At 70.9% G+C, this 26680-nt stretch carries 20 protein-coding genes; 11 read left to right on the top strand and 9 right to left on the bottom strand.

Going from position 1 to position 26680, the window contains the following annotated elements:
* Positions 1-134: 134 nt before the first annotated feature.
* Together BKA18_RS32255 and BKA18_RS32260 are read right to left on the bottom strand one after the other, a co-directional pair.
* Positions 135-1916, bottom strand: coding sequence for an ABC transporter ATP-binding protein (locus tag BKA18_RS32255; RefSeq protein WP_366046294.1), 1782 nt, complete (start codon positions 1914-1916; stop codon positions 135-137).
* Positions 1913-3721, bottom strand: coding sequence for an ABC transporter transmembrane domain-containing protein (locus BKA18_RS32260; protein WP_366046295.1), 1809 nt, complete (start codon positions 3719-3721; stop codon positions 1913-1915). The genes BKA18_RS32255 and BKA18_RS32260 overlap by 4 nt, the downstream gene beginning before the upstream one ends.
* 234 nt (positions 3722-3955) lie before the next feature.
* On the opposite strand from BKA18_RS32260, the gene BKA18_RS32265 reads away from it, so the two are divergent.
* A complete protein-coding gene (locus tag BKA18_RS32265) occupies positions 3956-4708 on the top strand; it encodes a hypothetical protein (RefSeq protein ID WP_366046296.1) in 753 nt (250 codons plus the stop codon).
* Between the two features lie 115 nt (positions 4709-4823).
* Here the strand turns inward: BKA18_RS32265 and BKA18_RS32270 are convergent, their stop codons facing one another.
* Complete coding sequence (locus BKA18_RS32270) at positions 4824-6248, bottom strand: Gfo/Idh/MocA family protein (protein WP_366046297.1); 1425 nt, start codon at positions 6246-6248, stop codon at positions 4824-4826.
* Positions 6249-6579: 331 nt separating this feature from the next.
* On the opposite strand from BKA18_RS32270, the gene BKA18_RS32275 reads away from it, so the two are divergent.
* On the top strand, positions 6580-7950 hold the full coding sequence (locus tag BKA18_RS32275) for an alpha-amylase (protein ID WP_366046298.1): 1371 nt from the start codon (positions 6580-6582) through the stop codon (positions 7948-7950).
* A gap of 115 nt (positions 7951-8065) precedes the next feature.
* On the opposite strand, the gene BKA18_RS32280 is transcribed toward BKA18_RS32275, so the two are convergent.
* Positions 8066-8524 carry a MarR family winged helix-turn-helix transcriptional regulator gene (locus BKA18_RS32280; RefSeq protein ID WP_006601871.1) on the bottom strand — a complete coding sequence of 153 codons (459 nt, stop codon included), beginning with the start codon at positions 8522-8524 and terminating at the stop codon, positions 8066-8068.
* Between the two features lie 126 nt (positions 8525-8650).
* Between BKA18_RS32280 and BKA18_RS32285 the strand changes: the two genes are divergently transcribed.
* Positions 8651-10468, top strand: a complete 1818-nt coding sequence (locus tag BKA18_RS32285; protein WP_366046299.1) for an ABC transporter ATP-binding protein — start codon at positions 8651-8653, stop codon at positions 10466-10468.
* 160 nt (positions 10469-10628) lie between these two features.
* Here BKA18_RS32285 and BKA18_RS32290 read toward each other — a convergent pair whose 3' ends face one another.
* The 3 genes from BKA18_RS32290 to BKA18_RS32300 are packed head-to-tail and all read right to left on the bottom strand — an operon-like array spanning position 10629 to position 13512.
* Positions 10629-11276, bottom strand: coding sequence for a LutC/YkgG family protein (locus BKA18_RS32290; RefSeq protein WP_006601869.1), 648 nt, complete (start codon positions 11274-11276; stop codon positions 10629-10631).
* Positions 11273-12763, bottom strand: coding sequence for a lactate utilization protein B (locus BKA18_RS32295; protein WP_366046300.1), 1491 nt, complete (start codon positions 12761-12763; stop codon positions 11273-11275). The genes BKA18_RS32290 and BKA18_RS32295 overlap by 4 nt, the downstream gene beginning before the upstream one ends.
* Positions 12760-13512, bottom strand: coding sequence for a (Fe-S)-binding protein (locus tag BKA18_RS32300; RefSeq protein WP_366046301.1), 753 nt, complete (start codon positions 13510-13512; stop codon positions 12760-12762). The genes BKA18_RS32295 and BKA18_RS32300 overlap by 4 nt, the downstream gene beginning before the upstream one ends.
* A gap of 122 nt (positions 13513-13634) precedes the next feature.
* Here BKA18_RS32300 and BKA18_RS32305 point away from each other — a divergent pair, with 122 nt between their 5' ends.
* On the top strand, positions 13635-14936 hold the full coding sequence (locus BKA18_RS32305; RefSeq protein WP_366046453.1) for an MFS transporter: 1302 nt from the start codon (positions 13635-13637) through the stop codon (positions 14934-14936).
* Between the two features lie 490 nt (positions 14937-15426).
* On the opposite strand, the gene BKA18_RS32310 is transcribed toward BKA18_RS32305, so the two are convergent.
* Positions 15427-16545 carry an NAD(P)-binding domain-containing protein gene (locus BKA18_RS32310; RefSeq protein WP_366046302.1) on the bottom strand — a complete coding sequence of 373 codons (1119 nt, stop codon included), beginning with the start codon at positions 16543-16545 and terminating at the stop codon, positions 15427-15429.
* 147 nt (positions 16546-16692) lie between these two features.
* Between BKA18_RS32310 and BKA18_RS32315 the strand changes: the two genes are divergently transcribed.
* The 7 genes from BKA18_RS32315 (at position 16693) to BKA18_RS32345 (ending at position 25082) form a co-directional block, all read left to right on the top strand.
* Positions 16693-17115 (top strand): secondary thiamine-phosphate synthase enzyme YjbQ, encoded by a 423-nt coding sequence (locus BKA18_RS32315; RefSeq protein ID WP_006601863.1) that lies wholly within the window; start codon positions 16693-16695, stop codon positions 17113-17115.
* Between the two features lie 368 nt (positions 17116-17483).
* Positions 17484-17990, top strand: coding sequence for a SigE family RNA polymerase sigma factor (locus BKA18_RS32320; RefSeq protein WP_366046303.1), 507 nt, complete (start codon positions 17484-17486; stop codon positions 17988-17990).
* 11 nt (positions 17991-18001) lie between these two features.
* Positions 18002-18397 (top strand): cellulase, encoded by a 396-nt coding sequence (locus tag BKA18_RS32325; RefSeq protein WP_366046304.1) that lies wholly within the window; start codon positions 18002-18004, stop codon positions 18395-18397.
* A gap of 770 nt (positions 18398-19167) precedes the next feature.
* Complete coding sequence (secY, locus tag BKA18_RS32330) at positions 19168-20478, top strand: preprotein translocase subunit SecY (protein ID WP_366046305.1); 1311 nt, start codon at positions 19168-19170, stop codon at positions 20476-20478.
* 1322 nt (positions 20479-21800) lie between these two features.
* Complete coding sequence (locus BKA18_RS32335; RefSeq protein WP_078568566.1) at positions 21801-22415, top strand: ParA family protein; 615 nt, start codon at positions 21801-21803, stop codon at positions 22413-22415.
* Positions 22412-22657, top strand: coding sequence for a hypothetical protein (locus BKA18_RS32340; RefSeq protein WP_366046306.1), 246 nt, complete (start codon positions 22412-22414; stop codon positions 22655-22657). The genes BKA18_RS32335 and BKA18_RS32340 overlap by 4 nt, the downstream gene beginning before the upstream one ends.
* Positions 22658-22913: 256 nt before the next feature.
* A complete protein-coding gene (locus tag BKA18_RS32345; RefSeq protein ID WP_366046307.1) occupies positions 22914-25082 on the top strand; it encodes a SpoIIE family protein phosphatase in 2169 nt (722 codons plus the stop codon).
* Positions 25083-25243: 161 nt separating this feature from the next.
* Here BKA18_RS32345 and BKA18_RS32350 read toward each other — a convergent pair whose 3' ends face one another.
* Entirely contained in the window at positions 25244-26428 is a 1185-nt protein-coding gene (locus tag BKA18_RS32350) for a beta-ketoacyl-[acyl-carrier-protein] synthase family protein (protein ID WP_366046308.1), read from the bottom strand.
* Between the last annotated feature and the right edge of the window lie 252 nt (positions 26429-26680).

Genomic DNA, 26680 nt, shown 5'->3' on the forward strand with positions numbered 1-26680 from the left:
AGGGCCGATGTGGAGACGGGGGCGGTGCAGGAGCCCCCGCCACCCACACCCGCATCAGCCCGCGGCGGCCGAGAGCCGAGGCCCCGATGCAGAGGCGGCGGCGGGGCCGGAAGCCCCCGCCGCCCGCACTCGCCTCACCCATGCCAAGACCGCCAAAGCGCCGCGTAAGCGCCCTCCGCCGCGACCAGTTCGTCATGGCTGCCCAGTTCGCTGATCCGGCCCTCCTCGACGACCGCGATCACATCGGCGTCGTGCGCGGTGTGCAGCCGGTGCGCAATGGCCACCACCGTACGGCCGTCCAGCACCCTGCCCAGCGAACGCTCCAGATGGCGGGCCGCCCGCGGGTCGAGCAGGGACGTCGCCTCGTCCAGGACGAGGGTGTGCGGATCGGCGAGGACCAGCCGGGCCAGCGCGATCTGCTGTGCCTGGGCAGGGGTCAGCGCATGGCCGCCGGAGCCGACCTCGGTGTCCAGCCCCTTGTCCAGGGTTCGTGCCCAGCCGTCGGCGTCCACCGCACCGAGTGCGGCCCACAGTTCGGCCTCGCCCGCCGTGGCCCGCGCCAGCCGGAGATTGTCGCGCAATGAGCCCACGAAGACATGGTGTTCCTGGTTGACCAGTGCCACCTGCTCGCGGATCCGCTCGGCCGGCATCGCGGAGAGTTCGGCCCCGCCGAGGGTGAGGGTGCCGGTGCGCGGCCCGTAGATACCGGCCAGCAGCCGGCCCAGCGTCGATTTGCCGGCGCCGGACGGCCCCACCAGCGCCAGCCGGCTCCCCGGACGGATCTGCAACGAGACCTCGCGCAGCACCTCCACGTCCGCGAGGTAGCCGAAGCTGACCCGGTCGGCGTGTACGTCCCGGCCGTCGGGGGACTGCTCCGGATCCGGGGCCTCCGGTTCGATCTCCCGGACGCCGACGAGCCGCGCGATGGACACCTGGGCCACCTGCAGTTCGTCGTACCACCGCAGAATCATGCCGACCGGCTCGATCATCATCTGCGACAGCAGCGCCCCCGTCGTCAGCTGCCCCGGAGTGATCCAGCCGCCGATGACGAACGCCCCGCCCAGCAGCAATACCGCGCCCAGCAGCAGCACATGGGTGAGGTCGACCACCGGGAAGAGCACCGAGCGCAGAAAGAGTGTGTAGCGCTCCCACCGGGTCCATTCCTGGATCCGGCGCTCTGAGAGCGCGATGCGGCGGGCGCCCAGCCGGTGGGCCTCGACAGTCCGCCCGGCGTCCACGGACTCGGTGAGCACGGCGGACACCGCGGCGTAGCCGGCCGCCTCCGAACGATAGGCGCTCGGTGCCCGCTTGAAGTACCAGCGGCAGCCGACGATCAGCAGCGGCAGGGCGACCACGACGGACAGGGCGAGCGGCGGCGCGGTCACGGTGATCCCGCCGAGCAGCAGCGCCACCCACACCACGCCGATGGCCAGTTGCGGCACCGCCTCACGCATCGCGCTGGAGAGCCGGTCGATATCGGTGGTGATCCGCGACAGCAGATCGCCGGTGCCGGCCCGTTCCAGGACGCCCGGCGGCAGCGCCACGGACCGTACGAGGAAGTCCTCGCGCAGGTCTGCCAGCATCAGCTCGCCGAGCATCGCCCCGCGCAGCCGGACCATCCGGACGAACACCGTCTGGGCGGCCAGCGCGAGGGCGAACAGCGCGAGTGTTCCTTCGAGTGGGAGGTTCCGGTCGCCTGCGGACAGCTTCTCCACTACTCCGCCGAGCAGATACGGGCCCACCATGGAGGCGGTCACCGCGGCCGCGTTCACGGCGACCAGCACGGTGAACGCCCTGCGGTGACGGCGGATCAGTTCGGCGACGTAGCTGCGTACGGTCGCCGGTGAGCCGACGGGCAGGGTGGTGAGGGTCTGCGGGGCGTCCGGATCGTGTTCCGGGGGCGCCAGGCCGATCATGCGGTCCTCCCTTCTTGCTCGGGATGGCCGGCCGACATCGCCGGCTCGGGGTCCGGTGCGCGGGTGACGACCGCGCGATAGGCGGAGTGCTGGAGCAGCAGTTCGCGGTGGGTGGCTCGGGCGGCGACCTTGCCCTCCTGGAGGAACACCACCTGGTCGGCCCGGTCCAGCAGGAGCGGACTGGAGGTGAGGACGACCGTCGTGCGTCCGCTCCGCAGGTCCCGCAGACCCTCGGCGATCCGGGCCTCGGTGTGTGCGTCGACGGCGCTGGTCGGCTCGTCCAGCACCAGTACCTCTGGGTCGGTGACCAGCGATCTGGCCAGCGCCAGCCGCTGTCGCTGCCCGCCGGACAGGGACCGGCCGCGCTCGGTGATGTGGGTGCGCATCGGGTCGCCCGAGTCGTCGACGGACGCCTGGGCCAGCGCGGTCAGCACATCGCCGCACTGCGCCGCGGCCAGGGCCTCCGCCGCGCCCACCCGCCCGGAGGCCGGTACGTCGAGCAGCTCGCCGAGCGTGCCGGAGAGCAGCATCGGGTCCTTGTCCTGGACGAGTACGGCCCGGCGGGCGGCCTCGCGCGGCAGCTCGTCCAGCGGGGTGCCACCGAGGACGACGGACGGCGGAGAGCCGGGCCCGTTGCCGTCGTCCGCCGACGGCGGGTGCCCGCCGAGGTGTTCGGCGAGCCGGCCCGCCGCGTCGGGGTCGCCGCAGACCACCGCGGTCAGCCGACCGGCAGGTGCGGTCAGACCGCTGACCGGGTCGTGCAGATCGCCGGTGGGCGCCGCCGCTGGGTCCCCGGTCCGTCCGCCGGTCGGACGCTGCTGGGCAAGTACGCGGGCCGTACGGTTCGCCGACGGCTTGGCGAAGGCATAGGCCTGCGCGATCTCTTCGAAGTGCCGGAGCGGGAAGAGCAGAAAGGTGACCGCGCTGTAGAGGGCGACGAGATCGCCGACGGCGATTGTGCCGTCGAGGGCGAGCCGGGCGCCGTACCAGACCACCGCGAGCAGCAGCAGGCCCGGCAGCAGCACTTGGACGGCCGCGATCAGCGACCACATCCGGGCGCTGCGGACGGCGGCCCGGCGTACCTCCTGGGAGGCGCTGCGGTAGCGGCCGAGGAAGAGCTCCTCACCGCCGATGCCGCGCAGTACGCGCAGTCCGGCGACGGTGTCGGAGGCCAGCTCGGTGGCCCGGCCGGCCTTGTCGCGCTGGGCGTCGGCGCGCCGGATGGCGGGCGGCAGCAACGGCAGTACGGCCAGCGCCAGTACGGGCACGCCCAGCGCGACCAGCACACCCAGGGCCGGCTGGTAGCAGGCGAGGGCGACACAGACGCCGATGGTGGTCAGCGCCGCCGCGCCGAACCGGGAGAGCGCTTCGACGAACCAGCCGATCTTCTCCAGGTCGCCGGTGCTGACGGCGGCGATCTCGCCGGCCGCCACCCGCCGGGTCATGGCCGAGCCCAGTTCCGTGGTTTTGCGGGCGAGCAGTTGCTGCATCCGGGCGACGGCGGTGATCCAGTTGGTGACGGCGGCGCGGTGCAGCATCACCCCGCCGACCGCGATCAGCAGACCCAGGACCAGGACCAGACCGCCGGCCAGGAGGAGCCGGCGGCCGTCGCGGTCCACCACTGCCTGCACGGCGAGGCCCACCGGCAGCGGGGAGGCGGCGATGGCCCCGACGTTCAGCAGCCCCCAGGCGAGGGCCGACAGCTGTCCGCCGAGTTGCTGTGCGCAGAGCCAGCGGAGGAAGGCGCCGCCCGTACGGACGTCCGGGACGCCCGGATCGGGATGCGGAAGGTCGCGAATATGCATGATGTCCCAGGCGAAGTCGTGGTGGGGCCGATGGCGGCGGGCCTCCCGGCAGGCGGAGTGCTCCCCGCGCCGGTCGTGTCGCGGGCGGAGGTTCTGGAAGGTTGGCCGGTCGGGAGGTCTGATTTCAAACGGTTTTTCCGCTGTGGCCCCGGGTTTCGGACAATCGTGTGGCGGTCCGCGCCCGGTGGGCGGGTGCCGGAGGTGCGCCGCCCCGGCGGTGCGAGCATGGTGGCCATGCGAACAGCGGGCAGTGTGAGGCGGATGGCGGCGGTGGCCGCGGCAGGGCTGGTTCTTCTGACGGGCTGTGGCGGCGGCGGGGGCGAGCGGGGTGACGGCAAGGGCGACGGCGCGGACAAGGGCGAGCGCCCCGGCGGCCCGGCCCGCGGGGCGTCGGCCACCACCCATCTCAAGAACATCCCCGAGGTCGGCGCCGCGCTGCGGTCACGGATCCCCGCCGGCTCCCGGCAGGTCGTCGCGGTCTACGGGGAGGGGGTGAACTCCGCCGATGCCACCGTCGTCCTCTACGACAAGGGCGCCAAGGGCTGGGACCAGAAAGGGCGGTGGGCCGCACACAACGGCCGGCGGGGCTGGACGACGAACCATCATGAAGGGGACAAGCGCAGCCCGGTGGGAGTGTTCGCGCTGACCGACGCGGGCGGCGTGCTCGCCGACCCCGGTGCCAAGCTGCCCTATACGCACTCCGCGGCGTTCACCCCGCCGTCGTACTGGTCCAAGAACACCCGCCACGACTTCGACTATGTCGTCGCGATCAACTACAACCGCGTCAAGGGGACCTCCCCGCTGGACCCGACCCGCCCGGAGGGGCAGGCCAAGGGGGGCGGGGTCTGGTTGCACATGGACCACGGCAGCGGAACCTCCGCCTGTATCAGCGTTCCGAAGCCCGCCATGCAGGCACTGCTGCGAGCCCTCGACCCGGCCCGGAACCCGGTGGTGGTCATGGGGGACAAGGCGCACCTGACGGCCTGAGCGTACGTGGCGCCGCACGCGCGGCCGGCGGGAGGACGGCGCTGGGCGCGGCATCCGCCGGCCGGCGCCGGGGCCCGGCGGAGCCACCCTCCGCCGGGCCCGCACTCCAGAGCCTCTACTCCTCCGGCTTCTGCGAATCCATCCCCGGACGGGCCTTCTTCCACTGTCCGCGGGTGAAGTCGGGGATCTCCTGCGGGGCGCCCTTCGCCTTGATCGAGAGGTCGCTCAGCGGTACCGGCGCGGTCCAGGTCGCCGCGTCATAGACGTCGAAGTCCGGTACGAGGCCGAGCCGCATGCACTGCATCAGCCGGAAGACCAGCATGTAGTCCATGCCGCCGTGTCCGCCGGGCGGGTTGGCGTGCTCCTTCCAGAGCCAGTGGTCCCACTCCGTGTACTTGCCGAAGTCGCCCCACGTGTCGTTGCTCTGGTCCGGCTCGATATAGATCCGCTCGGGATAGTCCTCGAAGAGTCCCTTGGTGCCGCCGAGGCTGTTGATCCGGCTGTAGGGGTGCGGGGTGGAGACGTCGTGCTCCAGCCGGATCACCCGCCCCTTGGCGGTCTGGACGAGGCTGATCGTCCGGTCGCTCTCGATGTACGACTCCTTCCAGCTGGGGTCGTTCGCCGGCATGTGCTCCTTGCGGTAGGCGGCGAGGCCGAGGGCGGGGGTGCCGACGCTGGAGATGCGGACCGCGCGGTCGCCGCGATTGATGTCCATGTAGTTGGCGACCGGGCCGAAGCCGTGATTGGGGTAGAGGTCGCCGCGCAGCCGGGTGTGCCAGAGCCGGCGCCAGGGCCCCTCGTAGTACTTGGGGTCGAACATCAGGCCGCGCAGATCGTGGATGTAGGCACCGGCGCCGTGCAGCAGCTCACCGAACAGGCCCGCGTGGGCCATCCGCAGCACCCGCAGCTCATTTCTGCCGTAACAGCAGTTCTCCAGCTGCATGCAGTGTCTGCGGGTGCGCTCGGAGAGATCGACCAGCTCCCACAGCTGGTTCAGCCGCAGGGCGAGGGGGCATTCCACGCCCACGTGCTTGCCGTTGCGCAGCGCCGTGCGCGCCATCTCGAAGTGCCAGTCCCAGGGCGTGGCCGCGTAGACGAAGTCGAGGTCACCGCGCGCGCAGAGGTTCTCGAAGTCGTGGTCGCCGTTGGTGTAGACGGCGGGCGCGGGCTGCCCGGCGGCGGTGACCTTCTTGGCGGCCTTGGCGGTCTTGTCCTTCACCGGGTCGCACAGCGCGACGACCTGCACGCCCGGCATCGCGAGAAAGAGGTCGATCATGCTGCCGCCGCGGTTTCCGAGGCCGATGATGCCGACGCGTACGGTGCTGCGCCGCTCGAACGGCACCCCGATCATGGTCTTGCCCTTGGCCTCGGGTGCTGCGGCGGAGCCGGCCGTCCCGGGCGCGGCCGCCATGGCCTGGCCGGACGACAGGCCGCCGAGTCCCAGCCCGGCGCCCGCCGCGCCGGCGGTCCACAGGACCGAACGGCGGCTCGGGCCCGGCTCGTTGGGGTCGTCGTGGTTCTGCGATGGTGCCTCGTTCATCGATCCTCCAGGGAGCGGTGGTGTACCGGGGCATACGTGAACCTCGGTCAGGACCCTGTCGGCCGGTGGGCCGGGGCACAAGAGGGCCGAGTGGACTCTTGTCGCGGCACGCTGGGATTCTCGGCCGCCCCGCAGGACCCCTCCGCGCACGGTCGGATGCCGCACCGTCAGCTCCTTTCGCAAGGGCCTGAAAAGCCTTGCGGGAAGCCTTGACGTGTCCACACGGCAAACGGCAGGCTCCGGTACACCATCCCCCCAGGGCGGCCCGGCGCGTGGCTGCACTCGTGGGCGCGGTGTGCCCTGCCGCGCCCCCTGACCAAGGAGCCGCAAGATGCAGCAACGTTCCCGTGTGCTGGGCGGGGCGCTGGCCGGCGTGCTGGCCGCGGCCGGCCTCGCCACCTTCGCGCCGTGGTCCTCCCAGGCCACCCCGCCCGGCGAAAAGACCGTCACCGCCACGCTGTTCGAGTGGAAGTACGCGGACGTCGCCAAGGCCTGTACGGACCAGCTCGGTCCGGCCGGCTACGGCTATGTCGAGGTCTCGCCCGCCACCGAACACATCAAGGGCGACCAGTGGTGGACCTCGTACCAGCCCGTCAGCTACAAGATCGCCGGACGGCTGGGCGACCGGAACGCCTTCGCCTCGATGGTCCGCACCTGCCACGGCGCGGGCGTCAAGGTCCTGGCCGACGCCGTCATCAACCACATGGCCGCGGGGTCCGGCACGGGCACCGGCGGCACCCGGTACACCAAGTACCGCTACCCCGGCTTCTATCAGGACCAGGACTTCCACGGCTGCCGCAAGAGCATCTCCGACTACGGCAACCGCACCGACGTCCAGACCTGCGAACTGGTGGGCCTGGCCGACCTCGACACCGGCAGCGAGTACGTGCGTACCACCATCGCCACGTACCTCGACGGCCTGCGGTCGATGGGGGTGGACGGCTTCCGGGTGGACGCCGCCAAACACATCTCCGCCACCGACCTCGCCGCCATCAAGGGCAAGATGCGCGACCCCGGTTACTGGGTGCAGGAGGTCATCTACGGCGCCGGCGAGGCAGTGCAGCCCGAGGAGTACACCGGCACCGGCGACGTGGACGAATTCCGTTACGGCAGCCACCTCAAGAGCGCCTTCCAGGGTGGCAACCTCGCCGGGCTCAAGTCCGTCGCGGACGGCAAGCTCGGCGGCGACCAGGCCCGTACCTTCGTCGACAACTGGGACACCGAGCGCAACGGTTCGACGCTCACCTACAAGGACGGCGCGGCCTACACCCTCGCCAATGTCTTCATGCTCGCCTCGCCCTACGGCTCACCGAACGTCTACTCCGGCTACGAGTGGTCCGACAAGGACGCCGGACCGCCCAGCGGCAGCGGCGGCTGGACCCGCGAGCACGCCAAGCAGGAGATCACCGGGATGGTCGGGTTCCGCAACGCGGTGGGCTCCGCCCCGCTGACCGACTGGTGGGACAACGGGGGCGGCGCGATCGCCTTCGGCCGCGGCGGCAAGGGGTTCGTCGCGCTCAACAACGGCGCGGGCGAGCTGAACCAGACCTTCGCGACGTCGCTGCCCGGCGGTACGTACTGCGATGTCGTCGCCGCCACACCCTCCTCGTGCTACGGCCACACGGTCACCGTCGGGGACGACGGGAAGGTCCGGCTGACCGTCCCGGCGAAGCGGGCGGTGGCGTTGCTGCCGGTGCGCTGAGTGCGCGGTTCTCATCGGCCGGACGGGCTCGGGCGCCCGGCCCCGTCCGGCCGGGCGTAGGCGAAGACGCTCCAGCAGAGGCAGGCGGCACTCCTGCGGCTGACTCCCCGTCAGCTCAATGCGGCACACCCGGCCCGTCCACCAGGGTGGACAGCAGACCGCCGAGGATCTCGCGCTGATCGGCGGTCAGCGGGGCCAGGATCTCCTCCGCCGCGGCCCGCCGGGCGCTGCGCAATGCGCGCAGGGTGGACCGGCCGGTGTCGGTCAGCTCGATACGTACCACCCGGCGGTTGGCCGGATCGGGCACCCGGCGCACCGCGCCGTTCGCCTCCAGCGCGTCCACCAGCGTCGTCACCGCGCGCGGGACGACCTCCAGCCGCTCGGCGAGGTCGGCCATCCGCGGCGGGGTGTCGCGGTAGTGATCGACGATCCGCAGCAGCCGGGACTGCGCCGGGGTGAAGGCGATGTCCAGGTGCTCCAGATGGTGTTTCTGGGCGCGGTGCATCCGGCGGGTCAGCCGTACCAGCTGTTCGGCGAGGTTCGAGGTGCTGACCGTCGGCTCGGGGGAGGGCATACCGCGAGGATAGCGGATATCAGGACCAGGCTCATTGTGAGTATAGGTAACAATGAGCTAAGCTCCACGACGCTTACCTCCCGGCCGTCTGGGACGGCCTGTCCCTCACCCCTCCCGAAGGAGCCCATGCGCAGCGACGATCCCCAGTGGACCCCACCGCCCAAGGACCCGGACCAACCGGTGCCGTTGCGGCGGATCCTCGCCCTCTTCCGCCCCTACCGCGGCCGGCTGACCCTCGTCGGCCTGCTCGTCGGCGCCTCCTCGCTGGTGTCGGTGGCCTCCCCGTTCCTCCTCAGGGAGATCCTGGACGTGGCCATCCCCGGCCGGCGCACCGGACTGCTGAGCCTGCTGGCACTCGGCATGATCGCCACGGCCGTCACCACCAGCGTCTTCGGTGTGCTGCAGACCCTGCTGTCGACCACCGTCGGCCAGCGCGTCATGCACGACCTGCGCACCGCCGTCTACGCCAAGCTCCAGCGGATGCCGCTGGCCTTCTTCACCCGCACCCGCACCGGCGAGGTCCAGTCCCGGATCGCCAACGACATCGGCGGGATGCAGGCGACGGTCACCTCCACCGCCACCTCCCTGGTCTCCAACCTGACCTCCGTCCTCGCCACCATCTGCGCCATGGTCGCCCTCGACTGGCGGCTGACCGTCGTCTCCCTGCTGCTGCTTCCGCTCTTCGTCTGGATCAGCCGCCGGGTCGGCAGGGAACGCAAGAAGATCACCACCACGCGCCAGAAGCAGATGGCCGCGATGTCCGCGATGGTCACCGAGTCCCTCTCGGTCAGCGGCATCCTCCTCGGCCGCACCATGGGCCGCGCCGACTCCCTCACCCAGGGCTTCGCCGAGGAGTCCGAGCGCCTGGTCGATCTGGAGGTCCGCGCCAACATGGCGGGCCGCTGGCGGATGGCCACCATCGGCATCGTCATGGCCGCCATGCCCGCGCTGATCTACTGGTCGGCCGGACTCGTCCTCCAGCTCGGCGGCCCCGCCTTCTCCCTGGGCACCCTGGTCGCCTTCGTCTCGCTCCAGCAGGGCCTGCTGCGGCCCACCGTCTCCCTGCTCTCCACCGGCGTGCAGATGCAGACCTCGCTCGCGCTCTTCCAGCGCATCTTCGAATATCTCGATCTGCCGGTGGCCATCACCGAGCCCGCCGAGCCGGTCCGGATCGCGGCCCCGCGGGGGGAAATCCGCTTCGAGAACGTCACGTTCCGCTATGACCCCGACGCCGCCCCGACCCTCGACGGCATCGACCTGACCGTCCCCGCCGGCGGCAGCCTGGCCGTCGTCGGGCCGACCGGCAGCGGCAAGAGCACCCTGAGCTATCTCGTCCCGCGGCTCTACGACGTGACCGGCGGCCGCGTCACCCTCGACGGCTCCGACGTCCGCGACCTCGACTTCGACACCCTCTCCCGCGCGGTCGGCGTGGTCTCCCAGGAGACCTACCTCTTCCACGCCTCGGTCGCCGACAACCTCCGCTTCGCCAAGCCGGACGCCACCGACGACGAGATCGAACGCGCCGCCCGGGCCGCCCAGATCCACGACCACATCGCCGCCCTCCCCGACGGCTACGACACCCTCGTCGGCGAGCGGGGCTACCGCTTCTCCGGCGGCGAGAAGCAGCGCCTCGCCATCGCCCGGACCATCCTGCGCGACCCGCCCGTCCTCGTCCTGGACGAGGCGACAAGTGCCCTGGACACCCGCACCGAACACGCCGTACAGCAGGCCATCGACGAGCTGTCCGCGGGCCGCACCACCCTCACCATCGCCCACCGCCTCTCCACGGTCCGCGACGCCGACCAGATCGTGGTGCTGGACGCCGGCCGGATCGCCGAGCGCGGCACCCACGACGAACTGCTCGCCGCCGAGGGGCGCTACGCGGCGCTGGTACGGCGTGACGCACACCTCACCCCGGCCGGGGAGCAGATGATGGCCCCGTAAGTGACCCGCGGGTAAGGTCAGGGGCGCGGCGGCCAGTTCAGTGGTCGGGGCGGCCGCCGCACCTTCTTCCCGGGACCCGTCGAGGGAGCCCACGCCCGGCGGCACCGCCCCTGACAGGGTGGGCCCTGCCCACCGCCCGCCCGGCCGCCGCGTCCGCCGGCTACGCCCCCGCCAGCAGGATCACTTCCAGCGTCCGCGGCCCGTGCACCCCCTCCACCCGGTCGAGCTCGATGTCGCTGGTGGCGGACGGGCCGGAGATCCAGGTCAGCGGGCGGTCCGGCGCCAGCAGGGGCAGCGCCTCCGGGACCGACCCGACCACCTGCTCCGGGACGCGGACCACACAGAGGTGATGATCGGGCACCAGCGTGATCCGGCGCCTGCCCTGATCGGGCCCGCCGTCCAGGACCAGGGTGCCGGTCTCCGCGATCGCCACCGCGCAGCCCGTCAGCACACTGTCCACGGCGTCGAGCTCCCGCGGGGTGGCGGACGCCCGGTCCTCGACACGGGTGATGCCGGAACCGGCCAGCCATGAGGCATCGAGGCCCGGCGGCACCAGCACCGTGCGCGCCCCGCGCTCCGCCAGCAGCCGGCCGATCAGCTCCGGCAGCGCTCCGGCGGTGCTGCGGTGCACCAGCGCCCGGTAATCCGCGAGATTCTCCGCGAGCAGCTCGACGGTCTCTTCCACCGTGCGGGACCCGTGCACCCGCCGGTAGTCACGTGCCACCGGCGCGTCGTCCGGCCGCTCCCCGCGCGGCACATCCGTCAGTGCCCGGCGCACCCGCGCCAGCACCACGTCCCGGCTGCTCACCCGTTGCCTCCTTGCTGCTCGTCCGGTGTCCGGCGGGTGCGCTGCCACCAGTCGCGGAAGGACTCGGCCGGCACCTCGGGCAGATCGCGGGTGGCGGACCAGGCACGGCCCGGACCCGGCAGCCGCCGCGGATGCAGCCGCCGGGTACGGGCCGCCAGCCGCCCTCCGGCGCGCAGCGCGCCCGGGTGGTCGAACGCCCAGGCCGCCGCGCGCATCGCGGCCCGCTCCGCGGCATGCCCCTTGGCCGGTGTGAGGACGACCCGCTCCCCGCCCCGGGTGACCGGCCCGCCCTGCACCACCCGTTCCCGCAGATGCACCAGCACCTCGGGGATGTCGATGGCGACCGGACACACCTCGTAACACGCCCCGCACAGCGACGAGGCATACGGCAACGAAGCCTCCAACGGCCCACCGACGCCCCGTAGTTGGGGCGTGAGGATGGCGCCGATCGGGCCGGGATAGGGCGAACCGTAGGCGTGTCCGCCGGCCCGCTCGTACACCGGGCAGACGTTGAGACAGGCCGAGCAGCGGATACAGCGCAGCGCCTGCCGGCCGACGGTGTCGGCGAGGGCGTCGGTCCGCCCGTTGTCGAGCAGCACGAGATGGAAGGTCTGCGGACCGTCGCCGTCCGTCGTGCCCGTCCAGGTGGAGGTGTACGGATTCATCCGCTCGGCGGTGGAGGATCGGGGCAGCAGCTGCAGGAAGACCTCCAGATCCTGCCAGCTCGGCACCACCTTCTCGATGCCGACGACGGAGATCAGCGTCTCGGGCAGGGTCAGACACATCCGGCCGTTCCCCTCGGACTCCACCACGACCAGGGTGCCGGTCTCGGCCACCATGAAATTGGCGCCGGAGATCCCGACCTTCGCCGACAGGAACTTCTCCCGCAGATGCAGCCGCGCCGCCTCGGCCAGCTCGGCGGGGGAGTCGGAGAGCCCCTCGGGCGCCGGACGGCCCCAACCGGCCATCTCCCGGCGGAAGATGTCGCGGATCTCGGAGCGGTTGCGATGGATCGCCGGGACCAGGAGGTGCGACGGCAGATCCCCGCCGAGCTGCACGATCAGCTCGGCCAGATCCGTCTCGTAGGCCCGGATTCCGGCCTCGGCCAGCGCCTCGTTCAGCCCGATCTCCTGCGTCGCCATCGACTTGACCTTGACGACCTCCCGCTCACCGGTCTCCCGCACCAGCCGGGTGACCAGCGCATTGGCCTCGTCGGCGTCCACCGCCCAGTGGACCTGCCCGCCCGCCGCCGTGACCGCTTCCTCCAACTGCTCCAGATAGTGGTCCAGATGGCGCAGCGTACGGTCCTTGACCGCCGCGCCCGCCGCCCGCAGCTCCGCCCAGTCGTCCAGCTCGGCCACGGCCGCCGCCCGCTTGTCGCGGATGGTGTGGGTGGCGTGGGTGAGGTTGGCACGCAGCCGGCCGTCGCGGGTGGCGGCGGCCGCGGCCCGGGGGAATGCCGGCATGCCCAGGTACGTCCCGCTCACCACACGCTCCCTTCCGTACTGGCCAGGATCTCGGCGAGGTGCACCGGGCGGACCGCCGCACCCTGCCGGGTGAGGGTGCCGCCGAGGTGCAGCAGACAGGAGTTGTCGACCGTACAGAGGGCCTCGGCGCCGGTCGCGACGACATTGCGGACCTTGTCGGCGCCCATCGCCGCCGAGACCGCCGCGTTCTTCACCGCGAAGGTGCCGCCGAAGCCGCAGCACTCCTCGGCGCCGGGCAACTCCCGCAGCTGAAGCCCCCTGACCCGGTCCAGCAGCCGCCGCGGCCGGTCACCCAGCCCCAGCACCCGCAGCCCGTGACAGGTGGGGTGATAGGTGACGGTATGCGGGTAGTAGGCGCCGACATCCTCCACCTTCAGCACATCCACCAGGAACTCCGTCAGCTCGTACGTCTTGGCCACCGCGACCGCCGCCGCGTCCGCAAGCTCCCGGCCGCGCCCCTCGGCGGCCGCCTTCGCGCCGATCCGCGGGTAGTTGTCCCGCACCATCGCCGCACAGGACCCGGACGGGGTGACCACATGGTCGAAGTCGCGGAAGACCCGGTCGAAACGGCGCACCAGCGGTTCGGTCGCGTGCCGGTATCCGGTGTTGAACTGGGGCTGGCCACAGCAGCTCTGCCCCTCCGGGAAGCCGACCTCCACCCCCAGCCGTTCCAGCAGCGCCACCACCGCCTGCCCCGTCCGTGGCTGGAGCAGGTCGTTGATGCAGGTGACGAACAGTGCTACGCGCACGGTGCCCTCTCCTTTCGGCCGCCACGGCCCCTGGCGGCCCTCCGCTTCCGCGGTACATGATCACCTGTCGGCTCATCCTGCCCCAGCAGCAGGCCCAGGAGAAGAACCCGGAGCGGAGGACCATGTCGAACGCCGAACACATAGCCGAGGAGCGGGTGCCCGACGGCGCCCGCCCGCCGTCGCGGCTGCGCCAGCTGGCCGCCGCCTCCATCGGCAACGCCGTCGAGTGGTACGACTGGTACGCGTACTCCTTCCTCGCGGTCTACTTCGCCGACCAGGTCTTCCCGCACGGCGCCGGCAACTCCCTGGTGCCCCTGCTGTCGACCTTCGCCGTCTTCGCGGTCGGCTTCTTCATGCGCCCGGTCGGCGGACTGCTGATGGGCGCGCTCGCCGACCGCCGCGGCCGGCGGACCGCACTGACCCTCACCATCCTGCTCATGGGCGGCGGCAGTCTGCTGGTCGCGCTCACCCCCACCTACGCGGCCACCGGAGTGCTGGCCCCCGCCATCCTGGTCCTAGCCCGCCTGGTGCAAGGCCTCTCGGTGGGCGGCGAGTTCGCGGCCTCCACCACCTTCCTCGTCGAATCGGCGGGGCCCGGCCGGCGCGGACTGTTCGCCAGCTTCCAGTACGTGTCCACGACCGCCGGCCAGCTGCTGGCGTCCGGGACCGCCGCGCTGCTGGCGACGCTGCTCACCGAACGGCAGATGGGGCAGTGGGGCTGGCGGGTGGCGTTTCTCTTCGGCGCGCTGCTGAGCCTGCTGGGACTGTGGATCCGGCGCGGCGCCCAGGAGACCATCGCCGAGCAGCGGACCGCCGAGCGCCCCGGCCTCTTCGAGGCGCTGCGCCGCCACCCCCGCCAGTCGCTGCTCATCTGCGGCATCACCGCGGGCGGCACCCTCGCCTACTACACCTGGACGACCTATCTGCCCACCTACGCACAGGTCAACGCGGGCTTCGACAAGGGCGATTCGCTCACCGTCGGCACCCTCTCGCTCGCCTTCTTCGCCCTGCTCCAGCCGCTCGGCGGACTGCTCTCGGACCGCATCGGCCGCAAACCGCTGCTGTTCGGATTCTCCCTGGGCTTCGCCGTACTGGCCGTACCGCTGCTGCACCTGGTCACCGACGCGTTCCTCTCGCTCCTGCTGGTGCAGTGCGCCGGCATGGTGCTGCTCACCGGTTACACCGCGATCGCCGCGGCTGTGAACGCCGAGGTGTTCCCCGCGCGGGTACGCGCCGCCGGCATCGGCTTCCCCTACTCCCTCACCGTCGCCCTCTTCGGCGGCACCGCGCCCTACGTCGGCACCTGGTTCCGGCAGGCCAGCCACCCCGACTTCTTCCCCTGGTACGTGGCCGCGCTCTGCCTCGTCTCGTTCCTCGTCTATCTGACGCTCCCGGAAACGGCCCGGCAGACGCTGGACACCTAGGCAGTTGCGGGTGATGCGCCGGTCGCGGGCGTCGTGACCGAGAAGGCCGTCAGGCAGGCACCCCCGGCTCCCACCCTGCGCGGTTGCGGCCGGACAGGACCGTGCGGATCGGCCCCGACCCGGCAGCACACGAAGGCGCCGCCCCTCCAGGGACAGGAAGGGGCGGCGCTTTCGGGGTGGGGTCGGTCAGACGAGCCACCCCACGAAGTGGAGGATGTTCGCGATGAAGTTGGTGATGAGGTCCATCGGGTCTACTCCTTTGATGTGGGACCCAACTCTCCGGTCCAGCAAGGGGTTTCGACCGGAGGCGCCGTAGTAACGGTCTGCAGCCCGCCGCCTGCGCCTCGTCATCATTGCCCGTGGCGATGAGTCAATTGAAGCCCTCAGTTCTTCGATCACGCTTGCCGTCGAACGTGTGCGCCCGCGCCCCCGTGTTCGCGTGGGCGGGGCTTTTCGCGGTGCCCTCGTGACGGCAGTGAACGGTCGCGCTTCATGAGGCCAGACGTCCGGCCAACTCCGCCTCCCCACGGGCAGGTTGCGCAGCCCCGTCGAGCAGCCGGCGGATGTCGCGGACCGCGGTGCGCCCCGCCCGGTTGGCGCCGATGGTGCTCGCCGACGGGCCGTAACCGACGAGGTGCACCCGCGCATCGCGCAGGGCACGGGTGCCGTCCATCCGGATCCCGCCGCCCGGCTCGCGCAGCCGCAGCGGGGCGAGATGGTCGAGCGCCGCACGAAAGCCCGTCGCGTAGAGGATCACCTCGGCCTCGACCGTACGGCCGTCGGCCCAGACCACCCCGCTGGGTGTGACGCGCGCGAAGAGCGGCAGCCGTTCCAGCACGCCGTTCGCCCGAGCCCGCCGGATCGCCTCGGTCATCGGCAGCCCCGTCACACTCACCACGCTCCGCGGCGGCAGCCCCTGCCGCACCCGCTGCTCCACGAGCGCGACCGCGGCCCGGCCCTGCTCCTCGCCGAACGGCCCCTCCCGGAACACCGGCGGCCGACGGGTCACCCATGTCGTGGCGGCCGCGACCGGCGCGATCTCCAGCAACTGCTGGACGGCCGACGTCCCGCCGCCCACCACCACGACCCGCGCACCGCGGAAGTCCTCCGGCCCCTCGTACTGCGCACTGTGCAGCTGACGGCCGGCGAAGACCTGCTGCCCCGGAAACCGTGGCCAGAACGGCCGGTCCCAGGTCCCGGTCGCATTGATCAGCGCCCGCGGTGCGTAAGCGCCCTCGGGCGTCTCGACCAGCAGCCGTCCGCCGGCGCCCGTACGCACCGCCGCCACGCTCACCGGCCGGTGCACCCGCAGCCCGAACGTCCGCTCATAGCGGTCGAAGTACCCGCCGATCACCTCGGACGACGGGCGCTGCGGATCGGCGCCGGTCAGCTCCATGCCCGGCAGCGCATGCATCCCGTGCACCTTGTCGTACGTCAGCGTGGGCCACCGGAACTGCCAGGCCCCGCCGGGCCGCGGAGAGTGATCGAGCACGACGAAGTCCCGGTCCGGTGCCCAGCCGGCCCGCCGCAGATGAAAGGCCGCGGCCAGCCCGGCCTGCCCGGCACCGATCACCACGACCTCGACGTCACGCACCCCGGAGTGGTTCATGCTTCACCCAACCCGGGAGGCGTCGGATGTCTTCCCGGCATGGCTGCCGACGCCCCCACACGGGCAGGCTCGGGCCTCCCGGCGCGGGAAGCAGCCCCACCACCGCGGCTTTCGCCGAGAACGGGCCGCCCGTACGAAAATGGCCGCATGAGCACCGCATTCACCACTCGCACCCTGGAAATCACCACCGGTACGAGCGAGACCGTCGCCGACCTCACCGCCGACTGCGCCGCATTCCTGCGCGAGGCCGCAGACGGCCGCGACGGCCTGCTGAACATCTTCGTGCCGCACGCAACAGCCGGCATCGCCGTACTGGAAACCGGCGCAGGCAGCGACGAAGACCTCCTGGCCGCACTCCACGACCTGCTGCCCGCCGACAACCGCTGGCGCCACCGCCACGGCAGCCCCGGCCACGGCCGCGACCACGTCCTGCCCGCGCTCGTCCCACCCCACGCCACCCTCCCGGTCGTGTCGGGCCGGATGGCACTGGGCACCTGGCAGTCGGTCTGCCTGGTCGACACGAACGTCGACAATGCCAACCGTCAGGTCCGTTTGAGCTTCCTGGGCTAGGGGGTGTAGCGCCCTGGTCGGCGGGAGGGCACGACGGTGCCTTACCCGGACTCACTGCAACGTTCCTCGACGGCTTCATCGCTGAGACCTGCTTCGTAGTCGAATCGCCGTAACTCCAGTCATTCGAGGTCGGTAGCGCCTCTGCATCGGCAGGCCCCCGAAGCCGGGTCGTCTGCCGGTGGGGTCGGGACGGGCGGCGGGACATGAGAGTGATGAACACCCACGGGATGTGCGCCTAGGTGCGGGAGCTGACGCAAGGGGCCGAGGTGCGCATGTGAGGCAGCTCACGCTCGGGAACTGCATAGCGGGACGTGGGTCAGCGCCTTTGTAGGGGTGTAGGCGAGTGATCGAGGCGAGGGATGGCGTTGATGGGGCAGTCGCGGGCCGATGCGTTCGACCGGTTCGTCGCGGCTCGTTGGTCGGCACTGCTTCACCTGGCGCATCTGCTCACCGGTGGAGATCGGCATCGGGCCGAGGATCTCCTGCAGGAGGCGCTGGTCAAGTTGTGGTTTGCGTGGCCGAGGGTGGCTGAGCAGGCGCCGGAGGCGTATGTGCGCCGGGTGCTGGCACGTGCGGCGGCTCGCTCGGCGCGACGCCGCTGGTGGGGCGAGCGTCCGGTGGAACGGTTGCCGGAGCTTCCCGAGGCCGGCGATGTGGCCGCTGCCGTGGAGGAACGAACCCGGTTGGAGGCCGCGCTGGCATTGCTGCCGGTACGGCAGCGCGCCGCGGTGGTGCTGCGCTATTACCAGGACCTGTCCGAGGTGCAGGTTGCCGAGGCGCTGGGGTGCCCGGTGGGCACCGCCCGGTCCCTTACGTCACGGGGCGTGACGCGGTTGCGGCAGTTCCTGGATGACGCCATCGAGCCGGTGAAGTGAAAGGAGACATGATGGAAGACTTCGAACACGAACTCGCGCGGATGATGCGCGATACCCAGGCAAACACCCCCTTTGAGGACCAGCACCGGCAGCGGCTGCAAGCTGGGGTCCGTGCCCGTCGGCGTGCTCGCACGGTCTGGATGGCCACCGGCTCGGCACTCACGATCGCCGGGCTCGGCGTCGGGCTGGAAGTCCTGCCCAGCGCGTCCGCTCAGGGCGGGCCCGCCGTTCCTCATCACCAACCCACCCACACGACCGCGCCGGTCCCCCTCCCGGCCCGCACCTGCACGACCGTGCCGGTCTCCATTCCCACCCACACCTCGACGACCGTGCCGGTCCCGATCCCCACCCGCACCTGCACGACCGCGCCAGCCCCGCTCCCGACCCACACCTCGACGACCAAGTAGCGCTGGCCAAAGTTCGAGCTATGGCGCAGGAGCGGAAGCGGACGGTGATGGCAGGAATGCCGAGACCAAGGCGCGGGGATCTTGGAGCGGCATCGACCCGCTGGTGGAGCAGCCTGACGCCGAACTGACAGCGCGCGCCCGGGATGGAGGAGAGGGAGCGGGAGTTCCGTAAGTACGCTTCGAAACTCGCCGCTTACCTGCGCGACGCCGTTCGGCAGCGGCAGCGGCAGCGGCAGTGGCAGTGGCCCCGGGGCGAGGAGCACCTCGCCCCCATGCGAACGGCACCTCAGCAACAACGACGCTGCCACGGTGCCTGTTGGCCCCACCGCAACCCCGCGGTCGTTTATTCACAGGCGGCCAGCCACTGAGATGGTCCCGCCGGCGAAGGCGCCAACCAAGAGATCGCCATGCGGTTTCGCGATCAAAGACGTGCCCAGCGCGACGAGTTCCATGACTTCGCGTCAGTCTTGACTGCGCTCAGAAACCTACTCCTGGCCGTCGACGATCGCTGCCTGCAACTGGAATATGAGGCGCCTCCAGATGGGCGGAAGCCATTGCCGGTCAGTCCGCGAAGACAACCGTGCTCGACTCAACTCTTAACCGTGCACCTTGTGGCACAGATGATTTCAGGAACCGAATGACCGTACCCCGGCGAGCTCCCATCAACGAGTGCTCCGACCACCGAGACGGAAGCAACTCGTCGGGCAAGGACAGTCGGGAATCAGCAGCAAATGCTCTATCAACTTGCGAGCTTAAGGACGATTTGAAAAGTGCCTACCGTATTCGTCAGGGTTTTCAAAACGCCCGGTCTTCGCAAAAAGATACTCTTCACGCTGGGAATCTTGCTGCTCTATCGGCTGGGGCAGAACGTCCCCGTCCCCGGGGTGGATTACCGGTACGTTACGCAGTGCATCAAGGAGGGTGTCGGCGACGGCGGCTTCTTCGGCCTGATCAACACGTTCAGCGGTGGTGCGCTACTGCAGCTCACCATCTTCGCCCTGGGGATCACGCCGTACATCACGGCGAGCATCATCCTTCAACTGCTGACGGTGGTCATTCCGCGTCTGGAGGCGCTGAAGAAGGAGGGTCAGGCGGGCACTGCGAAGATCACCCAGTACACCCGGTACCTGACGCTGGGCCTGGCGGTGCTCCAGGGCGCCGCCTTGGTGGCCAAAGCCCAAAGCGGTGGGCTCTTCCCCTCCTGCCAGGTCCGCACCCAGATCGTCCCGGACACTTCGATCTTCCGGACCTGCGTCATGGTCATCACCATGACCGCCGGCACCGCCGTGGCGATGTGGCTCGGAGAACTCATCACCGACCGCGGCATCGGCAACGGCATGTCGATCCTGATGTTCACCTCCCTGTCCGCCAGCCTCCCGGCAAACCTGTGGGGGATCAAGAAGTCGGGCAAAATCCTGAGCGGCTGGGGCGAGTTCGCCATCGTGATCGTGGTCGGCCTCTGCATGGTGTGCCTCGTGGTCTTCGTCGAGCAGGCGCAGCGTCGGATCCCGGTCCAGTACGCAAAACGAATGATCGGCCGCCGTTCATACGGCGGCACTTCGACCTACATCCCGCTGAAGGTGAACCAGGCGGGTGTAACTCCCGTCATCTTCGCCTCTTCACTGCTCTCCATACCCAGTTTGATCGATCTCGGCGGCAACTCGGCGTCAGGATGGGCCCGGTGGATCGCCACCAACCTCGCCAGGGGTGACCAACCGATCTATCTGACACTTTACTTCCTGCTGATCGTTTTCTTTGCTTTCTTCTACGTCTCCATCTCCTTCACCCCCAACGACATTGCCGACAACATGAAGAAGCATGGCGGGTTCATCCCCGGCATCCGGGCCGGCCGACCCACGGCTGACTACCTGGGCTACGTGCTCAACCGGATCACCTGGCCGGGAGCGCTCTACCTGGGGCTGATCGCCCTTGTGCCCACAGCGGCACTGGTGCTGTTCAACGGCAATAATTTCCCGTTCGGCGGCACCAGCATCCTCATCATCGTGAGCGTCGGTTTGGAGACCGTGAAGCAGATCGAGAGTCAGCTCCAGCAGCGCAATTACGAAGGGTTCCTGCGCTGACGCGCATTGTCCTGGCTACACAGGACGCCGACGGTCAGGTGACCCTGGGACCTGGACGGGCCGGCCTCTCCGATCGACCGGTCCGCCGCCACGAAGGGACACGTTCCCTGTCGACCAACCGGGCAAGCGGGGGGTCGGCAGGGCGTAGTGCCGCACCAGGGGCGCATCGGTATACCTCGGGCCCGGCGTGGGGGCGGGGGTGGGCCGGACACCGCCGCGCCAGTAGGGTGCCGCCCATCTGGGGGGACGGGGGCGGCGACCTGAGGAAACGGACAACCGCATGGACTACTGCGTGGGATGCGGGAGCTATCTCGATGGGGCGCAGGTGTGCCCGACGTGTGGCCATGCCCACGATGGCGTAGCCACCGGGTACCCCCCATCACGGCCGCACCCCCTCTACCAGAGCGGCGTCCCGCTGATGCCCGGGCCGCCGGTCCACGAGCACACGGGAACGCACGGGTACGACGGGGGCCTCCAGGCCCCGCACACCTACGAGCAGACGCAGGCGTACGAGCCCCTGGGGCCTTACGAGACAGGGCCCTTTCCCGAACAGGGCGGCGAGCCCAACGGAACCGGCCTGGCCGACGGAGACTTCGACTCCGGCACGGCCACCGGCTTGGACACGGCTGCGGCTGCCGGCCCCGGTGACGGCGACGAGGCGTACGCCTCCCACCGGACGTCGGCGACGCGTCGCCGTGGCAAAGGCCCGCGCCGGGCGCGACGCCGCAAGGGCGGCAAGACCAAGCTGGCCCTCGGCGTCGCGGGTGGGGTCGTACTGGTCGGCGTCGTCGCGACGGGCCTGTCGGGGGAACTGCTGCCCACTGGTCCGACACAGGGAAGGCACACGGAGTCGCAGGCGTCGCGCACGCCCGTTGACGCGTCCGTCACCGCGCAGCCCGCACCGAGCCGGACCGCGGGAGAGCCGGCTCGTCCGTCACACGCCGCGAAGCCGTCGGCATCGGCATCGGACCTCGCCGTTTCCCACTCTGCGGTTCCCGCATCCGCGACCACGGCACCGCCCGTCGTCACCCGACCCACCGCCAAGGTGCCGCCCCGGCCAAAGCCGTCACCCACGAACGCGGGGTCGAACCCGACGCCCGCACCACGCCCCACACGGTCGCGGACCTGCTTCCTCTTCTGGTGCACCTAGTTCATCGATGCCGAGGGGACTGGAGCCCGTGGAGCCCTGGCGCTGCTCGACGACCACTCCGGAACCGGTCTCACTGCTTGCGGGTGAACTACGAAGCCACACCCTCGCGCCGACTGAAACTGGACGATCCCGCCCGTTATTGTCAGTTCTTGTGCTGTTGAGCTGTGCGTTTGTGAACCTCAAGCCCGGCGTCGGAAAGACGACGAGTGCGGTGTGGCTGGCCCACGCGCTTCATGAGTCGGGCCTGTCGCCGCTGCTGGTCGACGGTGACCCAGCCGCCTCCGCGCTGCGCTGGAGCGAGCTGGCCGAGGGCTTTCCGTTTCCGGTGATCGCACTGCCGGTGGGGGATGTCCACCGTCGCGTGAACGACTTCCTCGGCAGCCGGCAGGCCGTCGTGCTCGACGCGCCCCAGCTGGAGGACCATCCTCGCATCGCCCGCAGCATCATGAGGTACGCCGGCGAGTGGATCGTGCCCGTGACCCCGGCCCCCATCGAACTGGACCGGATGGCACCCATCCGCGGTGAGATGGCGGATGTGCAGTCCCTGCGCGCCGAGCCGGCCCGCACGGTGGTCCTGCTCAACCGAACCAACCGTCCCGATGCCACGCGCACGGGGCCCGATGCCGATGCCCGCGAGGCGCTCACCGAGCGGGGTTTCGAGCTACTGGACACCCAGATCGCGCGGCTCGACCTGTACGCCCAGTCTTTCGGGAGCCCGGTCCAGGCCAAGGGGTCGGCGTACATGGACCTCGCGGATGAACTGATCAAGCGTCAGGAAGAGGCATGAGCCAGCGCAAGGACAGCTACCGCGCGGCATTGCAGCGCGGGCAGGACGTCTCCGCACCCCAGCCCACCGTCACCACGCTGCACAGCAGGTACCTCCGGGTGACCGTCGAGGTGGATCCCGATCTGCGAGGCGATCTGACGCGATGCGTGGGCCGGCCGGTCTCCTCGGTCCTGCTCGCCGGAACGACCGTCCTGCGCACCCTTGCCGTCATCGCCGGCAGGGTGTCCCGGCTCGGAGGCTAGCCGCTCCCGTTCCACCTGAGGAGCCGGATTAGGGTCCCCCTGCCCGTGACGGCGGGCGGCGGCCTCCGGCAAGGTGGGCACGGCTTCACCGGCCGCGGCATACCCTCACTGTCCGTGTTCACCGCGCGTTGCACTGGTGTGGGCGAAGCGACCCCCGGTGTTATTCAATGGGGTGTGTGGTCAGGGATCTCGGGGCCCCGTCGCACGGGTCCGAGTACGGCCCCGGCGCTGCGCCGGGGATTGCTGAGAGAGCCGCATGGACTCCACACCCTCGCCCTCGTCCTCTTCGCCGTTCGACCTGGTCAGCAGCGCCCTGGGGCGATACATCCCGCGTGGCGGAGCGGCAGCGGACGCCGGTCCTGCCGACGCCCAGGGCGACCGCACCACCCGCCAGCGGGTACCCGGCAGCCCGGCAGCCGGCGGTCGGGATCAGATTCTCGGCGCGGTCAACCTGGACAGGGAGCTGAGAATCACCCGCTGCAATCTGGATGCCCCCGTATTCGCGGGTCTGGACGTCGGGACCGGGAGTCCCTTCGTCGACCTCCTGCCCCCCGGGGACGTACCGACGGTCACACGGCGGTTGCGGCAGGTCCTGGAGACCGGTGAGGCGCACGTCGCCCGGATCCAGCGCCTGCGGCGCGGCGACGGGTCGGAGCTGGTGGTCTCGATGAGCATCCTGCCCGCCGCGGTGCCCCAGGAGGGCCTGACCGTCTCCGTGATCGCCATGGCCCGGAGGCTGCATCTGTACGCCGCCGAGACCGCGATCGGCACCTCGCTGGACATCGGCGACACCGCGCAGTCGCTGGCGCAGTCCCTGCTGGCTTGGGGAGACGTGGCCGCCGTCGACCTCGACTTCGCCGTGTGGACGGGCGAGGGCGTCACCGGGAAGGGGCAGGGGCGCATCCGGCTACGGCGGGCGGCCCTGGTGCCGGACCGGGCGTGGCCCGAGGGCTATGTGACTCCGGGCGACGATCTTCCCAGCGACGCGAGTCGCCTGCTGGCGCAGGCCGTACGGCGGGACGACGCCCCGCAGGCCATCGTCATGCCCGACCGGGAGGCGGTCGAGCGGGTACTCGGCAGTCCGCGAGCGATGCGTGCCCTGGTGCCCGGCGACCGGTCGGCGGGTGTGGTGTGCATACCGCTGGTCCTGGACGGCGCGCCGCCCGTCGTGCTGGGTGTGGCGGAGGTCTGGCGGCGGGCGGACTGCCCCTTCCGCGACAGCGAGCTGTTCGACCTGCAGGAACTGGTGGCCAGGACCGCCCATCACGTCGATCTGGCCCGCCAGCACCAGCGCGAGCACACGCAGGTGCTGGCGTTGCAGCGCCGGCTGCTGCCCCGGACCGGCGGCGACACCATCGAGATCGCCAGCGTCTACCAGCCCGCCACGCCCGACAGCGCGGGCGTCGGCGGGGACTGGGTGAACAGCTTTCCGCTGCCGGACGGCCGTACCGCGCTGGTGGTCGGTGACGTCGTCGGGCACGGCCTGGGAGCCGCGGCAACCATGGGCCAGCTGAGCATGGAGGCCCGCGCGCTGCTGTCCGCGGGGCTCGCGCCCGACGAGGTACTGGAGCACCTGGACGAAACCGTGACGCTGCTGGACGACGCGGAGTCCGGGTTTGCGGCCGGCTACAGCGCCCTCGGGTCGACCTGCTGCATCGCCATCTACGACCCGGTCAGCCACCATGTGGCGCTCTCCAGCGCCGGCCACCTCCCCCCGGTCCTGGTCTCCCCGGACGGGCACGCGGGCCCGCTCGCGGTCCGCCCACACCCCGGCCTGGGCGCCGAGTTCGCGCTGCGGGAGCCGTTCGACGTGCACACTTTCGGCGCACCCCCGGGCTCCCTGCTCGCCCTCTACACCGACGGCCTGGTGGAGGATCCGGCCGTGTCGATCGACGAGGGAATCGGCAGGCTGGCGGACGCCGCGTCCAGGGTGCACCCCTGGGACGCCCTGCAGCAGGCCGCACGGTACGTCGTCTCCATGCTGGCGCCCGACCCCGTGCGCCAGCGCGACGATGTGACCCTGCTGCTCGCGCGGATGATCGGCTACCGCAAAGGGGACACCGCGACCTGGCGGCTGCCCGCCCGCGACGACGCCCCCGCCCGTGCCCGTGCGCAGGTCTCCGCGCTGCTGCGGCAATGGCGTCCCAGGGACGACACCCGGGACAACGCGCTGCTGCTGGTCAGCGAGCTGGTCACGAACGCGGTGCGCTTCGCCACCGGTCCCATCACGGTACGGCTGATCAGGGCCGGTCACGGCCTGCTGTGCGAGGTGGGCGACACCGGCAACGGCAGGCCACGTCTGGGCCGGGGCGGCCTCCTCGACGACGGCGGACGTGGCCTGCACATCGTGCACAGGCTCACCACCAGGTGGGGGGTGCGGTGGACGGACACCGGCAAGGTGGTCTGGGCGGAAGTCGCGAGGTGACGCAGCCGGGGGGCGGGGGAGCGGCCGGCGCAGGGGAGCGCAGCGAGGGTGAGGGCGGCGCCTGCGTCACCCGGCGCCACCGACGGCGCCCTCGGCGCCACCGGTGGCGTGACCGGTGAGACGGAGGGCCCGTTTTGCCGGTACGGGTGGCGCGGCTCGCACTACAGCCACTCTCCTTCCAGGGCGGTGGCGGTGAGGCCCGGTGCCGCCGCGTACAGGACGGCGCGACTGCCCGGCTTCTGCCCGGCGTCGTGCGCCCGCCGCATGATGTCGAACACGGCGGCGCCGCCGCGGTTGCCGCTGGTGTAGCTGTCGCGGCTGTGGTCCAGCAGCCCTGACGGCCACGCGTCGGGCATCGTCTGCTCCATGTATTCCAGCACCCGGGTCCCGCCGGGGTGCGCCAGCAGCACGTCGGGGTGCCAGGAGTCGGGGTCGTCCTGGTAACGGACGCGCAGCCACTCCCACATCGCGGTGACCGTCTCCTGTACGGCGCGCGGCCCGCGCCGGTCCATCACGAAGTGGGTGCCGTCCGCCCGCGTCTCCAGGCGGTGCAGGTCTTGGGTGCCGGGAAGGGTGTGGTGCCAGGCGGCGTCCAGCCGCAGCACCGACTCGCGCCTCGGGCGGCCCGTGACCACCGCGGCGACCGCGGTGTCCGCGAACAGCATCCGGACGATCAGGGACTCCAGAGTGTCGTCCGAGGGCTGGTAGGTCGTGCTCAGCGCCTCCGCGATCACGACCAGGACCACCCGGTCGGGGTCCGCGGCCACGAGATCCGCCGCCAGCGCCAGGGAGCGGGTCCCCGCTATACAGGCCCACTGCGTGGCCGGCAGCAGCATCACGTGGTTGCGGAGCGGAAGCTTGTTGGCCAGGGCGATGTCCAGACCCGGCAGCGCCGGGGTGGTGGAGTGACTGGTGATCAGGCAGTCGATGTCTGCGACGTCCAGCCCGGCGATCTGCAGGGCCCCGCGCGCCGCACGCTCTCCGTAGGACTGCACGGCCTCCCAGGCCGGCGCGGTGCGCTCCTGGACGGTCTGCGGCGCAGGTATCGCCTCAAGTGCGGCGATCACGCGGTCCACGTCCTGCTGGGTGAACCCGTCGCGGGCCAACGCCTCTTGGGCCGCCCCGATGCCGACAGCCCGCAGGCCGCTGCCGTTGCCGGGCGCGACGGCGGCCTCCAGCGGCAGCATCCACCCGCGTGTCTCGATGCCCGTGCTGGCCGCGATGCCGTCGATCCGCGGCGCCCACGCCGCGTGCGGATGCCGGTCGCGCACCTCCGCCACGATCTGGCTGGTCTGCACGTGGTGCTCGCCGTGTATCACGGCAGGAGGACAGAGGTAAGCGGCCATAATGCGGCACCTTTCCAGGGGGAAACAAGCAGGAATGCCCCGAGTGCTGTGGCATGGGTCACTTTGGGCTTCGCGCCCAAGAGTTGCCGATAAGTTCCACTTCGTGATGCGGTATCCGTTTCGAGCATGGACACCAAAGGGACATTTCCGCTGTGATGCACGCAACTTAGGCGGCTTTTGGGGTGCGTGACACCGCACACACCGCTGAAACAGGAGCCCTCAGGGCGGTTCCGCAGGTCTTACCTGACCTAC

Source organism: Streptomyces auratus (assembly GCF_050433025.1).
Classification (GTDB): domain Bacteria; phylum Actinomycetota; class Actinomycetes; order Streptomycetales; family Streptomycetaceae; genus Streptomyces; species Streptomyces sioyaensis.

What these genes read in the sequence shown, in the direction of transcription:
- BKA18_RS32310 (WP_366046302.1), bottom strand. Translation starts at nt 16,545, where the DNA reads ATGAACCACTCCGGGGTGCGTGACGTCGAGGTCGTGGTGATCGGTGCC.
- BKA18_RS32340 (WP_366046306.1), top strand. Translation starts at nt 22,412, where the DNA reads ATGAGCCAGCGCAAGGACAGCTACCGCGCGGCATTGCAGCGCGGGCAG.
- BKA18_RS32265 (WP_366046296.1), top strand. Translation starts at nt 3,956, where the DNA reads ATGCGAACAGCGGGCAGTGTGAGGCGGATGGCGGCGGTGGCCGCGGCA.
- BKA18_RS32305 (WP_366046453.1), top strand. Translation starts at nt 13,635, where the DNA reads ATGTCGAACGCCGAACACATAGCCGAGGAGCGGGTGCCCGACGGCGCC.
- BKA18_RS32345 (WP_366046307.1), top strand. Translation starts at nt 22,914, where the DNA reads ATGGACTCCACACCCTCGCCCTCGTCCTCTTCGCCGTTCGACCTGGTC.
- BKA18_RS32255 (WP_366046294.1), bottom strand. Translation starts at nt 1,916, where the DNA reads ATGATCGGCCTGGCGCCCCCGGAACACGATCCGGACGCCCCGCAGACC.
- BKA18_RS32350 (WP_366046308.1), bottom strand. Translation starts at nt 26,428, where the DNA reads ATGGCCGCTTACCTCTGTCCTCCTGCCGTGATACACGGCGAGCACCAC.
- BKA18_RS32325 (WP_366046304.1), top strand. Translation starts at nt 18,002, where the DNA reads ATGGAAGACTTCGAACACGAACTCGCGCGGATGATGCGCGATACCCAG.
- BKA18_RS32260 (WP_366046295.1), bottom strand. Translation starts at nt 3,721, where the DNA reads ATGCATATTCGCGACCTTCCGCATCCCGATCCGGGCGTCCCGGACGTC.
- BKA18_RS32280 (WP_006601871.1), bottom strand. Translation starts at nt 8,524, where the DNA reads ATGCCCTCCCCCGAGCCGACGGTCAGCACCTCGAACCTCGCCGAACAG.
- BKA18_RS32270 (WP_366046297.1), bottom strand. Translation starts at nt 6,248, where the DNA reads ATGAACGAGGCACCATCGCAGAACCACGACGACCCCAACGAGCCGGGC.
- BKA18_RS32320 (WP_366046303.1), top strand. Translation starts at nt 17,484, where the DNA reads ATGGGGCAGTCGCGGGCCGATGCGTTCGACCGGTTCGTCGCGGCTCGT.
- BKA18_RS32315 (WP_006601863.1), top strand. Translation starts at nt 16,693, where the DNA reads ATGAGCACCGCATTCACCACTCGCACCCTGGAAATCACCACCGGTACG.
- BKA18_RS32285 (WP_366046299.1), top strand. Translation starts at nt 8,651, where the DNA reads ATGCGCAGCGACGATCCCCAGTGGACCCCACCGCCCAAGGACCCGGAC.
- BKA18_RS32275 (WP_366046298.1), top strand. Translation starts at nt 6,580, where the DNA reads ATGCAGCAACGTTCCCGTGTGCTGGGCGGGGCGCTGGCCGGCGTGCTG.